This is a genomic window from Dickeya oryzae, assembly GCF_020406815.2.
Lineage (GTDB): Bacteria > Pseudomonadota > Gammaproteobacteria > Enterobacterales > Enterobacteriaceae > Dickeya > Dickeya oryzae.
The window spans coordinates 3,955,102-3,968,051 of record NZ_CP162670.1 but is presented as its reverse complement, the minus strand read 5'-3'; the positions used below and the strand labels follow the sequence as shown (position 1 = coordinate 3,968,051).

At 48.4% G+C, this 12,950-nt stretch carries 12 protein-coding genes and 1 tRNA gene; 11 read left to right on the top strand and 2 right to left on the bottom strand.

Translation table 11 applies throughout. The features are described 5' to 3' along the window. Window positions 1–24 precede the first annotated feature (24 nt). The 4 genes from prfB to LF929_RS17370 all read left to right on the top strand — a co-directional run bounded on the left by prfB (window position 25) and on the right by LF929_RS17370 (window position 3,752). A protein-coding gene (gene prfB / locus LF929_RS17385; RefSeq protein WP_100224712.1) for a peptide chain release factor 2 occupies window positions 25–1,123 on the top strand; the annotation gives its coding sequence in 2 pieces (ribosomal slippage) (window positions 25–99 and window positions 101–1,123; 1,098 coding nt in all). Between the two features lie 8 nt (window positions 1,124–1,131). Next, a complete protein-coding gene (gene lysS, locus LF929_RS17380; protein ID WP_016943583.1) occupies window positions 1,132–2,649 on the top strand; it encodes a lysine--tRNA ligase in 1,518 nt (505 codons plus the stop codon). Window positions 2,650–2,921: 272 nt separating this feature from the next. Then, window positions 2,922–3,593, top strand: coding sequence for a LysE family translocator (locus LF929_RS17375; RefSeq protein ID WP_210174842.1), 672 nt, complete (start codon window positions 2,922–2,924; stop codon window positions 3,591–3,593). Between the two features lie 85 nt (window positions 3,594–3,678). After that, window positions 3,679–3,752, top strand: a tRNA-Gly gene (locus LF929_RS17370). 126 nt (window positions 3,753–3,878) lie between these two features. Here the strand turns inward: LF929_RS17370 and LF929_RS17365 are convergent. Beyond that, on the bottom strand, window positions 3,879–5,351 hold the full coding sequence (locus LF929_RS17365) for an ATP-binding protein (RefSeq protein ID WP_210174843.1): 1,473 nt from the start codon (window positions 5,349–5,351) through the stop codon (window positions 3,879–3,881). Continuing rightward, complete coding sequence (locus LF929_RS17360; protein ID WP_210174844.1) at window positions 5,348–6,070, bottom strand: response regulator transcription factor; 723 nt, start codon at window positions 6,068–6,070, stop codon at window positions 5,348–5,350. Before LF929_RS17360 ends, LF929_RS17365 begins: the two co-directional genes overlap by 4 nt. Window positions 6,071–6,210: 140 nt before the next feature. Between LF929_RS17360 and LF929_RS17355 the strand changes: the two genes are divergently transcribed. The 7 genes from LF929_RS17355 to LF929_RS17325 all read left to right on the top strand — a co-directional run bounded on the left by LF929_RS17355 (window position 6,211) and on the right by LF929_RS17325 (window position 12,950). After that, window positions 6,211–6,810, top strand: a complete 600-nt coding sequence (locus tag LF929_RS17355; RefSeq protein WP_210176046.1) for a cytochrome b/b6 domain-containing protein — start codon at window positions 6,211–6,213, stop codon at window positions 6,808–6,810. 10 nt (window positions 6,811–6,820) lie between these two features. Further along, window positions 6,821–7,591 carry a molybdopterin-dependent oxidoreductase gene (locus LF929_RS17350; RefSeq protein WP_038907063.1) on the top strand — a complete coding sequence of 257 codons (771 nt, stop codon included), beginning with the start codon at window positions 6,821–6,823 and terminating at the stop codon, window positions 7,589–7,591. Between the two features lie 20 nt (window positions 7,592–7,611). After that, window positions 7,612–7,884 carry a hypothetical protein gene (locus tag LF929_RS17345; RefSeq protein WP_210174847.1) on the top strand — a complete coding sequence of 91 codons (273 nt, stop codon included), beginning with the start codon at window positions 7,612–7,614 and terminating at the stop codon, window positions 7,882–7,884. A 279-nt stretch (window positions 7,885–8,163) separates the two neighbouring features. After that, a complete protein-coding gene (locus tag LF929_RS17340; protein WP_038903338.1) occupies window positions 8,164–8,541 on the top strand; it encodes a helix-turn-helix domain-containing protein in 378 nt (125 codons plus the stop codon). A gap of 820 nt (window positions 8,542–9,361) precedes the next feature. Next, window positions 9,362–10,792 carry a mannose-1-phosphate guanylyltransferase/mannose-6-phosphate isomerase gene (locus LF929_RS17335; RefSeq protein ID WP_210174848.1) on the top strand — a complete coding sequence of 477 codons (1,431 nt, stop codon included), beginning with the start codon at window positions 9,362–9,364 and terminating at the stop codon, window positions 10,790–10,792. Further along, window positions 10,789–12,156, top strand: coding sequence for a phosphomannomutase/phosphoglucomutase (locus LF929_RS17330; protein ID WP_038903340.1), 1,368 nt, complete (start codon window positions 10,789–10,791; stop codon window positions 12,154–12,156). The genes LF929_RS17335 and LF929_RS17330 overlap by 4 nt, the downstream gene beginning before the upstream one ends. Continuing rightward, window positions 12,153–12,950 carry an ABC transporter permease gene (locus LF929_RS17325; RefSeq protein WP_038903341.1) on the top strand — a complete coding sequence of 266 codons (798 nt, stop codon included), beginning with the start codon at window positions 12,153–12,155 and terminating at the stop codon, window positions 12,948–12,950. Before LF929_RS17330 ends, LF929_RS17325 begins: the two co-directional genes overlap by 4 nt.

Sequence of the window (12,950 nt, the reverse complement as noted above, 5' to 3'; positions counted from 1 at the left end):
AACAACTATTAAGATCTTACGACCATGTTTGAAATCAATCCGGTAAAAAACCGCATTCAGGACCTGTCTGACCGGACAGCCGTTCTGAGGGGGTATCTTTGACTATGACGCCAAGAAAGAGCGTCTGGAAGAGGTAAACGCCGAGCTGGAACAGCCCGACGTATGGAACGAACCTGAGCGCGCTCAGGCGCTGGGGAAAGAGCGTTCCTCCCTGGAAATGATCGTCGACACCATTGATCAGATGGTTCAGGGGTTGGACGATGTCGCCGGCCTGCTGGATCTGGCGGTAGAAGCCGACGACGAAGAGACCTTTAACGAAGCCATCGCCGAGCTGGATCTACTGGAAGACAAGCTGGGTCAGCTGGAATTCCGCCGTATGTTCTCCGGCGAGTACGATAGCGCTGATTGCTACCTCGATTTGCAGGCCGGTTCCGGCGGCACCGAAGCGCAGGACTGGGCCAGCATGCTGCTGCGTATGTATTTGCGCTGGGCGGAAAGCAAAGGCTTCAAAACCGAAGTCATTGAAGAGTCTGAAGGCGAAGTCGCTGGCATCAAGTCTGCCACTATCAAGATTATGGGCGACTATGCGTTTGGCTGGCTGCGTACCGAAACCGGCGTACACCGCCTGGTGCGCAAGAGTCCGTTTGACTCGGGCGGCCGCCGTCATACGTCGTTCAGTTCCGCTTTCGTGTATCCGGAAGTCGATGACGATATTGATATCGAGATCAATCCTGCTGACCTGCGTATCGATGTGTATCGTGCTTCTGGTGCCGGTGGTCAGCACGTTAACCGTACTGAATCCGCGGTGCGTATTACTCACATCCCGACCAATATCGTGACGCAGTGCCAGAACGATCGCTCTCAGCATAAGAACAAAGATCAGGCGATGAAACAGCTGAAAGCCAAGCTGTATGAGTTCGAAATGCAGAAGAAGAACGCTGAGAAGCAGGCGTTGGAAGACAATAAGTCCGATATCGGCTGGGGTAGCCAGATTCGTTCTTATGTACTGGACGATTCCCGCATTAAAGATCTGCGTACTGGGGTTGAAACACGTAATACCCAGTCGGTGCTGGATGGTGATCTGGACAAGTTTATCGAAGCAAGTTTAAAAGCGGGGTTATAAGGAATCTCATGTCTGAACCACAAAATCAGGGTGCCGAGCAGGCGCTGGATCTTAACAACGAACTCAGAACCCGCCGTGAGAAGCTGGCGGCGTTGCGTGAGACCGGCATCGCTTTTCCGAACGATTTCCGCCGTGACAGCACCGCTGATCAACTGCACGCCAGCTATGACGAAAAAGAGAACGAAGAGCTGGAAGCATTGGGTCTGGAAGTGACGGTTGCCGGTCGTATGATGACCCGCCGTATCATGGGTAAGGCGTCGTTCGTGACCTTGCAGGATGTCGGTGGCCGTATTCAGTTGTATGTGGCGCGTGATGACCTGCCGGAAGGCGTCTACAACGAGCAGTTCAAAAAATGGGATTTGGGCGACATCCTTGGCGCACGCGGCAAGCTGTTTAAAACCAAGACCGGTGAGCTGTCTATCCACTGTACTGAACTGCGTTTGCTGACCAAAGCGTTGCGCCCGTTGCCGGATAAGTTCCACGGCCTGGCGGATCAGGAAACCCGTTACCGCCAGCGTTATCTGGACCTGATCGCCAACGACGAATCCCGCCACACTTTCCGTGTGCGTTCGCAGATTCTGGCTGGTATTCGCCAGTTCATGGTCGGTCGTGATTTTATGGAAGTCGAAACGCCGATGATGCAGGTGATCCCCGGCGGTGCGTCTGCTCGTCCGTTCATCACCCATCACAATGCGCTGGATATCGACATGTATCTGCGTATCGCGCCAGAGCTGTACCTGAAGCGTCTGGTGGTCGGTGGTTTTGAGCGTGTATTCGAGATCAACCGTAACTTCCGTAACGAAGGTGTGTCGCCGCGTCATAACCCTGAGTTCACCATGATGGAACTCTACATGGCGTATGCGGACTACAAAGACCTGATCGAACTGACCGAATCACTGTTCCGCACGCTGGCGCAGAACGTTCTGGGCACCACCGAGGTGCCGTATGGCGACCAGGTGTTTGATTTCGGTAAGCCGTTCGAGAAGCTGACCATGCGTGAAGCCATCAAGAAATACCGTCCGGAAACCAACCTGGCGGATCTGGATAGCTTCGACGCGGCAAAAGCCATCGCGGAATCTATCGGCATCAAGGTAGAGAAGAGCTGGGGCTTGGGCCGTCTCGTCACCGAGATTTTCGAAGAAGTGGCGGAAGCCCATCTGATCCAGCCGACGTTCATCACCGAATACCCGGCTGAAGTGTCACCATTGGCACGTCGCAACGACCAGAACCCGGAAATCACCGACCGCTTCGAGTTCTTCATCGGCGGACGTGAGATCGGCAACGGTTTCTCCGAGCTGAACGACGCAGAAGATCAGGCGCAACGCTTCCAGGATCAGGTTGCGGCGAAAGATGCCGGTGACGACGAAGCGATGTTCTACGACGAAGACTATGTTACCGCGCTGGAGCATGGTTTGCCGCCGACTGCGGGTCTGGGCATTGGTATCGACCGTATGGTGATGTTGTTTACCAACAGTCACACCATTCGCGACGTGATCCTGTTCCCGGCGATGCGTCCGCAGAAATAAGCCTCACCGCTGTATCCCGGCTCGTTTGCCCGCAGGCAGACGAGCCGTTTTTTTATCTCCCAGTGTTTCCCTCTTTTACGCGCATTATCATCTGACAGGCTCGCCTTGCCGTTGGCGTGGGGGGAATGCTACTGTCGTTTGTCCTGATGCGGCATTGCCGTAGGGCATTTATCTTGCTGTATCGGCATAGCCGTCTTGCCAGTAAGGCAAGCAGGAAAGTGGATTCATCGGCCCAGCATGAGACAGAGTGAAGAGAATAAGAAGAGGGATGTATGTTACTGGTGATGTTGAGTGGGTTGTTACTGTCGCTGTCGCTGTGTCTGGATTTGGGCATCGTCAACACCGCCATTATTAATCGTGGCATTCGGGACGGCGCAGGCGCGGCGTTCTTTATTGGGCTGGGATCCTGCTTTGGTGATTTGCTCTATGCGACCCTGTCGGTGTTAGGGATGGCGGTGATCTTTAACTACACGCCAGTACGGTGGCTGTTGTGGATTGGTGGTGGCGGTGTACTGCTGTGGCTGTCATTCAATATGGCACGTAGCGCCTGGCGTGACTATCGCCAGCACCGTGGTTTGGCTATTGATAGCGCGAGTGAGCCTTCATCTGGTGCATCTGCCCCCGCGCGCCACCATTTTATCAGCGGAATGGGAATGGCACTGGCGTCACCCAGCGCATTACTGTGGTTTGCTGCTGTGGGGGGGACGTTGATTGCCCAGGCGACGGATGGTTCTGCCAGACAAATTACGTTGTTTCTGGCGGGATTTTTCATTGGCGGCATACTCTGGACGCTGTTTATGGCGGTCTTAATCAAGTACGGGCGTGGTGCGTTAAAAGGCAGGCTGTCGTTTTACTGCAGTGCGGTATCGGCAGTGTTATTCGCGGTGTTTGCCGTGCAGGTGATCGTCAACGGGTACCAAACGCTGCTGGTGACAGCGGTGTGAGTCGACCGCTCAAAACACGCGCAATCGAACCGTGTTTTATCTTGCCCGCCAGAGAGATGACGCTATAATGCCAGTCACTTTCTACGCGGGCGTAGTTCAATGGTAGAACGAGAGCTTCCCAAGCTCTATACGAGGGTTCGATTCCCTTCGCCCGCTCCAAGTTCTTTCTTCCCTTTGAGTCCTTTCCTGTTGCTATCACGCCTTGCTGCTTAAGTAAGCGACAGTACTGCTATTGTCTCAACTGTGGGTGCTCCCCATGTTTTACCGCGTGGTACAGGAATAGATTCAGATCGGTACGAAAAAGCGAAAGCAGGCACCGACTGCGGCGTCAATCAGACGGATCTCCCCTCCATGCAGTTCGAGCATGCGCCGGACAATGAGTAAGCCGAGGCCACCTCGGTTCTCTCGAACGCTTTGTTGACTGAGCGCCGATGGCCGCTGAAACAGCTGCTCGCGCAACATTGGCTCGACGCCTGGCCCGCTATCTGCCACTTCCACCTGCAATTGATGATGCTCTTGCCATACTTTTAGCTGAATAGTTCCTCCCTGCGGTGTATGCCGAATGGCATTATCCAGCAGGTTGGTTACCACCCGTTCAACCATCGATACGTCCGCGTATATCTGTGGCAGTGATGGTTGCATGTCCACTTTTAGCTGCAACTGACGTGTGGCGATAGCCAGATCAAATTTCTGCGCCACATCCTGGATTAATTCACCGATGGAAAAACGCTCCAGTTGCGGCTTTATTCCACCATGTTCAAGTTTTGCCAGTTCGAACAGTTGCTGTGACAGATGACGAACCTTGTGGCCTTGGCGCAGGGCGATCGCCAGATATTGGCGGTTGTCTTCCGGCGATAGGGTCTCGGCCTTCATTGACAAGGTCTCCAGATAACCCAGCAGCGAGGTGAGCGGTGTACGCAGATCGTGGGAAATATTGGCAATAAACTCCCGCCGCTGTCTGTCGCTGTCCGAAAGCTGGTCCCACTGGCTGACGATTTTCCGTGCCAGCTCGATGAAGGTATTACGCAGCAGCGCCACTTCGCTGGTTGGCAGATTTTCCGGTATCTGTTGCGCTAACTGCTTGATAGTGCTGATGCTGTCTCGCTCAAGCCCACGCACTTCGGCCGTCAACTCTTTGACCGGGCACGTTATCCACCGCCAGACCAACAGGCCTGCCAGCAGGCCGAGTCCTGCTACCATCAGTAGCGACCACAGTACGGTACGCCACAGCGTTTTCTGCCAGGCGCTGTCCGCCAGTGCATTGAGCTCCTCACCTTGCAAAATGATATACAGATAGGCCCGCAGTTCTCCGTTTTGGTTTATCGGCGCGGCGCTAAACACCTTTTGCTTGTTTGGGCTGCGTGGATCGTCGCCATACACAGGTAAGCTCGCGCCACTCAGGAAGCGTTGCAGCGGAGTGATAGCCACGCGCTGGCGTTTGAGATGATCTGGTGGGGCGGCATCTGCCAACAACTGGCCATCAGGAGAAACCAGGTAGAGTTCGACACTGGGGTTGAGCGTCATCAGGCGATCAAACAGGGTTTTTAACGACAGTTGGTTTACCCTGCCTTGTGCGTCCAGCAGTGATTCACTGCTGACAATTTGCTGTGCCAGACTACCAGAGAGGCGTTGGACCATCGCATTGCCGTACTGGCTGCTGCTATAAAGCTGCACGCCGCAGGCGGTAACAGCACATAGCAGAAGAATCGCAGTAAAGGCGAGCGTCAGACGTTGGCTGAGGCTTAAACGGCGGATCATAGCGGCGACTCCGGTTTGTTGGTGGCAAATTTGTACCCCTTTCCCCAAACGGTAAGGATAATCTCTGGCTCGGCGGGGTTACGTTCGACCTTGATTCGTAGTCGGTTGATATGGGTATTGACCGTATGCTCATAACCTTCGTGCTGATATCCCCACACGCGATCGAGCAGTGTCAGTCGTGAAAAAACCTCTCCCGGATGGCGGGCAAACCAGTAAAGTAGATCGAATTCGCGCGGCGTTAGCTCTATCGGCTCGCCATGCAGTGACACCTCTCGTGCCAGTGGATCGATATCCAGACCGTGAAGGGAGACAGAGCCTGCCTCCATACGGATATTCTGTCCCATTGCTTCCTGACGACGAAACAGGGCTTTGACCCGGGCAACTAATTCCAGCACCGAAAACGGTTTAGGCAGATAGTCGTCCGCTCCCATTTCCAACCCGAGAACCCGATGAGTTTCGCTGGTTCGAGCGCTGATGATGATCACGGGTAAGTAGCGGGTCATCTGACGAATGCGGCGGCAAATCTCAAGCCCATCTACGCCGGGTAGCATCAAATCGAGGATTACGGCATCCCAGACCTGTTTTTCCAACTGAATTAGTGCATGCGCGCCATTTACCTCATGGCTAATCTGGTAGCCCTCATCCTGCAGATTTAACCGCAGTAGCGTGGCGATATCGTGGTCATCTTCTACCAGCAGTATTTTTCTTGCGCTATTCATGGTTTTTCTATCCACACTCTTTTCGCCAAAGCTTACTCCAGGCGCGGAGCATGAGTTATCACATTTTATTTAAACTTCCGTGAGGATGTGGTGATCGCCGTCGATCCATGATGCAGGCCTGTCATTCATGGAGTCGGGCTATGTCTTCTGTCAATCCTGAACATATTCATCCACTGTGGTTGCGCTGCTGTCATTGGATTAATGCTATCGCCGTTGCAGGCATGCTGTTTAGCGGCTGGCGTATCTACAACGCTTCTGCGCTGTTCGATTTTTCCTTTCCTTCGGTGTTAACACTCGGCGGTTGGTTGGGCGGTGCGTTGCAGTGGCATTTCGCCATGATGTGGGTTTTTGTGGTTAATGGCGCGGTTTACCTGACACTTGGCGTAATTGATGGACGCTTTCGTCGCAAATTTTTTCCCCTATCGCTGCACAGTTTTCGGGATGACCTGGTGCGGGCGTTGCGCGGCAAGCTTCAACACACCGATCTCAGCCACTACAACACCATACAAAAGGTAGCTTATCTGGGGGCCATTTTGTTGGGCATGGGGTTGTTGCTATCTGGTTTGGTGTTGTGGAAATCCGTGCAATTACCCCTGCTGCGAGACCTGCTGGATGGTTACGAAACAGCGCGTTATGTCCATTTTTTCTGCATGAGCCTGATGGTGTTGTTTGTGGTCATTCATTTACTGATGGTGCTGCTGGTACCTCGCACGCTGTTGGCCATGCTCCGGGGGCGCTGAGGATAATACAATGAAAAAAAACACTATTCTCAGCGGCAGCGACGCACACTATCTGGTGAAAGAGGCCGAAAAACTGCTAAGCCCAGAGCGCCGTCGCCTGTTGCGCCAGGGACTGACGCTGGGTGGCATCATGATGCTGACCGGTTGTGATATCAGCAACAACGAGAGTGTCGAGAGTACGCTGTCCCTCATCTCTCGTTTTAATGACCGGGTGCAGGGCTTCTTGTTCAGCCGCAGCAATCTGGCGCCGGAATACCGTGAGTCAGACATTACCCGCCCCTTCCCATTTAACGCTTTTTACGGCCAGGAAGATATTCCTCGGGTTGATGGTCATGACTATCAGCTCGACGTCCGGGGTCTGGTGCGGGACACCCGTCGTTGGACGCTACCGGAGTTATATCGGCTGCAGCAGGTGAGTCAGATCACGCGTCATATCTGTGTGGAAGGCTGGAGCGCCGTTGGAAAATGGGGAGGGGTACCGTTTCATCATTTCTTAGCACTGATCGGGGCAGATAAGCGAGCGCAGTACGTCAACTTTCGCTGTGCGGACGACTACTACACCAGCATTGATATGGCGACGGCATTGCATCCGCAGACGTTACTGGCGTTGACCTGGGATAACCAGATCCTGCCGCCTGAGTACGGTTTCCCAATGAAGATTCGTATCCCGACTAAGCTCGGTTACAAAAATCCAAAGCATGTTTTATCCATCGAAGTCACCAACCGCTTCCTGGGGGGTTACTGGGAAGATCAAGGTTACAACTGGTTTGGTGGCTACTAACCCCAAAAAAAGGAAATACTATGAAAAAGATGATGATTGCTGCTGCCGTTTTGTCGACATTGTTGATGGCTAATGTACAGGCTGCCGACAACATGAGCCATGACGGGATGACGAAAGAAAAAGCAGGCATGTCGCACGACGGAATGACGAAAGACGCGATGGGAAAACCCCATAGCAGCCAGTGTAAAGACGGCATGTGCAAAGAAGGGATGAATACGGACGAGATGAAGAAGGACAGTATGGGCAAGATGGATAACATGGGTAAAGATAAAAAAGATACCATGAACAAATAGTCCGGCGAGACAGCAAAAAGATGTGTCATTCCAGCGCGATGCAAGCACGGAATGGCACATGCTCCTTTTCAATACTGGCAAGGTTTGTGAAGTAAGTTCCCCTCCCATTTAGGTTTTAAAAAGAAACTATCATTCCAATAGAAACCATCCAATCAAAAAGAAACTATCCATCCAGAAAAGAACTAACTCCCCAAAAGAAATAACATGCGCTATGGTAAGCAGGGATACCGAGAGATACCGAATAAAACCTTAACTAACTGAGAAAGCAGAGGTCATAGGATGCCTGAATTCAGTGTTTACAGTAAAACCTGCCCGGCACGTGTGGTGCTGGATCGTCTGTCCAATAAATGGTCGCTGCTGATTCTGGATCGGCTGGCATGTGAGCCGGTCAGGTTCAACCAACTAAGACGTGATATTGAAGGCGTATCGCAGAAAGTGTTGTCACAAACGCTCAAACACCTGGAACGTGATGGCATGATTCACCGACAGGTGTTTGCTACCGTGCCAGTGACGGTGGAGTACTCAATTACTACACTGGGTAAGACACTGGTCAAGACCGTGCATGAACTGACCCACTGGGCGGAGCGGAACATCGATGAAGTCATGCTGGCGCAGCAACGGTATGATGAACTCAACTCGGTTTCCTCCGTGGCATAGGTGCATTCCCGTTCCAGACGATTTGTAGAGCCTAAAAGGTGATACCGTTTCTATTGCATTGACGATTTCCAGAATAGACTTATGTATTAACACATTATCTTTGTAGTTAGATTTTTAGCCTAAAACAACCTTAGATGAGAATAATAATCGTTATTTTTATTCGTGCTCATAGGCCATTTTACTCTATTCATATCGCAAGCTAGGACTGTGAATAGGGTGTAAATTTTGGCTTTGGGGAAGGAGGGGGCCGACAATACCGCTACACCTCCCTTGCTGTGACATGTAAAATACGCAAATTATTTTTCCTGTTTCTGACTATATTTCCAGCAGAATCACACGCGCAACGACAATTTGAGGGCAGTGTCTACGTGTGGGTTAAATCCCAAGGGCGGTAGCATGCCTGAAGCCTTGGTCACGTTGTTGGGTATCATCGCTTGCTTCCACCAAGCTCTATTTGGCTAAAAAATACTCATATAGCGTTGGTCTTTGGGAGACGACTAAACCACTTACCGAGTCTCGACTGTCGTTTGCGGGTTCTCATGATGGATAGCTTTTGATACAGAGGGCAATAAAATAGTAATGCTCTTTATCTGCCATAATATTAAGCAATTCTGTCAAATAGTTACATCATTAGCAGATTTTTCCTCATAGAGAAATTTTGAGTTTTATATTTATGCAGGGATTTTTTGGAAAAATATTCAACTGTGTACTTTTTGGGGCTTTTACGTCTGAAATGTATGCTTATTTTGGGCTGTTTGATCGCAAATAAGTATTAGGTAGTTAAATCCACCATGGTGAGAACCATGTTCAGGAGGTTGGTTTGTCAACGGCAATTATTCCCGTGATCATGTGCGGTGGTAGTGGTTCACGGCTTTGGCCAGTATCTCGGGAGCAGCATCCGAAGCCTTTCATCCGTTTATCGGATGGAGAAAGCTTGATTCAAAAGGCATTGCTTAGAGCTTTATCATTTGATGGTGTTAAAGAGATTATCACTGTCACGAACAAAGAATTGCTTTTTAAGGCTGTGGATGCTTTTTCTGAAGTGTATAAAGGTTCCACTCCTATTTCTTATATTTTGGAACCTGTAGGGCGTAATACTGCCGCAGCAATTGCGTCTGCCGCTTTGCTTACGCATAAAAAATATGGTGATGATGCCGTATTGATGATTCTGGCTGCAGACCACCTTATCAGAAATAGAGATGCTTTTTCTTTTGCTGTCTCTCAGGCAGCTTTGCTGGCTGGACAATCGAAACTGGTTACTTTCGGTATTCAACCGGAGAAACCTGAGACTGGTTATGGCTATATCAAATACGAAGGTAATCAGGTAGAGCAGTTTGTCGAGAAACCTTCTCTGAGTAAAGCTCAAGAATATGTCGAATCAGGGGATTATTTGTGGAATTCCGGCATGTTCTGCTTTGCTTGCGGAACAATTCTCAAAGAGATGCAAACGTTATGCCCTCAGGTTTTGGCCGATGTTGAGCATAGTATGAGTGTTTCTCGTTGCCTTGAAGGTAGTGGTGCGACTCAGCTTGAATTAGATATGGAGACTTTTTCTCAGGTCGAAGACATATCTATTGATTATGCAGTTATGGAGAAATCCAAACACGTTGCTGTTGTTCCTTGTGACATCGGCTGGTGTGATATCGGCTCCTGGACAGCTTTGGGGGAGTTAGGTGACATTGATAAGGATGGTAATACTGTAGAAGGTTGTGCTGAAGTGCTTACTCATAACGTAAGCAACTGTTACATCAAGGCTGATGAGAGAGTTATCGGTGCAGTAGGTGTAAATGATTTGGTTATTGTTGATACCCCAGATGCTTTGTTGGTTGCGAGTAAAGATAACGGTCAGGATGTTAAATCTATATACAATCAGCTTAAAGCTAAAGGGCATCAGGCTTATAAAATTCACCGAACTGTCCACCGACCTTGGGGGACATCTACCATCCTGGAAGAAGGGAATAATTTCAAAATTAATCGAATTGTTGTAAAACCTGGCGCCAAATTAAGTATGCAGTTACATCACCATAGAAGTGAGCACTGGATAGTGATGTCAGGGGCTGCAAAAATCGTTAATGGTAACAAAAATATATTTCTTTCAACTAATCAATCTACATATATTCTTGCTGGTGAGCAGCACCGAGTTGAGAACCCCGGAGTTATAGATCTCGTAATGATCGAGGTGCAAAGTGGTGAATACCTTGGTGATGATGATATTGTTCGATTTGATGATAACGGGGGACTAATTCAATGAGTTTTGCATGCTTTAAGGCTTACGATATTAGAGGTCGACTAGGGAGTGAGTTAAATACGGATATCGCATATCGTGTTGGCCGTGCATTTGGACAATATTTGAATGCCAGAACGATTGCTGTCGGGGGGGATATTCGTTTAAGTAGTGAAGAATTAAAATTAGCTTTGGCTAATGGTCTCAGAGATGCTGGGGTTGATGTTATCGATCTTGGGGTAACAGGGACTGAAGAGATCTATTTTTCTGCTTTCCATTTAGATATAGATGGTGCTATTGAGGTGACTGCCAGCCATAACCCAATGGATTATAATGGCATGAAACTAGTAGGACGAGGTGCCAAACCAATTAGCGGTGATTCTGGATTAAATGACATTCATGATTTGGCTGTACTAGGTCAATTTAATACTATTACTCGCAGAGGCAATTATACGAAATGCTCTTTGCTAAATGCATATGTTGATCACCTCATGTCTTATATTGATATGGGGAAATTGAAACCTCTGAAATTAGTAGTCAATGCAGGGAATGGTGCTGCAGGACATGTCATTGACGAGATTGAGGCTAGATTTCAGCAGCAGCAAGTCCCTGTGGAGTTTATAAAGATTCACCATGAACCTGACGGTCACTTTCCTAATGGTATTCCTAATCCATTATTACCTGAAAATCGCTCCGCAACGTCAGATGCAGTAAAATTACATCGAGCCGATATGGGGATTGCATGGGACGGTGATTTTGATCGCTGCTTTCTGTTCGATGAAAATGGGGATTTCATCGAAGGGTATTATATTGTTGGTCTTTTGGCTGAGGCCTTCCTTGCAAAAAATCCTGGTGACAAAATTATCCATGATCCACGGCTGATATGGAATACTATAGATGTGGTTAATAAAGCGGGTGGGCTCCCTGTCCAGAGTAAAACTGGACATGCTTTTATTAAAGAACGTATGCGCGAGGAAAATGCAGTTTATGGTGGTGAGATGAGTGCCCATCACTATTTCCGCGATTTCGCTTATTGCGACAGTGGCATGATCCCTTGGTTATTGGTCATAGAGTTGTTATCTTCAAGGAAAGCTTTGTTATCTGAGCTAGTTAGTCTGAGGATGCAGAGCTACCCATGTAGTGGGGAAATAAATTATAAGGTTGCTGGTGCTAATAATATTATAGCTAAAATAGAAGATTATTATAAATCGGAAGCTATCAATATCGAGCATATAGACGGTGTGAGTGTGGATATGAATGAATGGCGTTTTAATATCCGTATATCGAATACCGAACCATTATTACGATTGAACATAGAAACAAAATCACGCCAGGAATTGGTATGGGAAAAAGTAAAAGAAATTGAAGAGTTAATAAAGAGATACCAATGACTATTACAATATTAAGAAATATAATTGCATATAGAGGTTTCATTCTCAGTAGTGTTAAACGAGAGTTTCAGAGTCGATATAGAAACTCGCTGCTGGGGGCAATATGGAATATTCTTAATCCTCTAGCAATGATCATTGTATATACTGTGATATTCTCCGGTGTTATGAAGGCTCGTATTCCTGGAATAGATAACTCTTTTGGGTATAGTATATACTTGTGCTCTGGATTGCTAACATGGGGTCTTTTCAGTGAGATAGTACTTAGATCTCAAAATACATTTATTGACAATGCAAACCTTCTTAAGAAGATAACATTCCCCCGTTTATGCCTTCCCATAGTTGCTATACTGAGTGCATTGGTTAATTTTTTGATAAGTTTTTCTATATTCTTAATATTTCTTATTTTATCAGGTAACATGCCAGGAATAGAAATATTATCATATATACCAATATTACTTGTTTTATCCCTATTAGCTATTGGGATTGGTATTACTGTTGGTGTTATAAATGTTTTTTTTCGTGATGCCGGACAACTTTTTTCGATTGTCGTTCAGTTTTGGTTTTGGTTTACACCAATAGTATATACATCAGATATCCTACCTGAAAAGATTAAAAACATTTTATCTTATAACCCGATGACAGGAATAATTGAAGCATGTCATACCGTAATGGTGAAAAAAGTATGGCCTGACTGGTGGGGACTTCTCCCTGCGCTATGTGTAGGGGGGGTATTCGTTTGGTTCGGTTTGTCTCTTTTCAGAAAACATTCTGGTGAAATTGTGGATGAATTATAA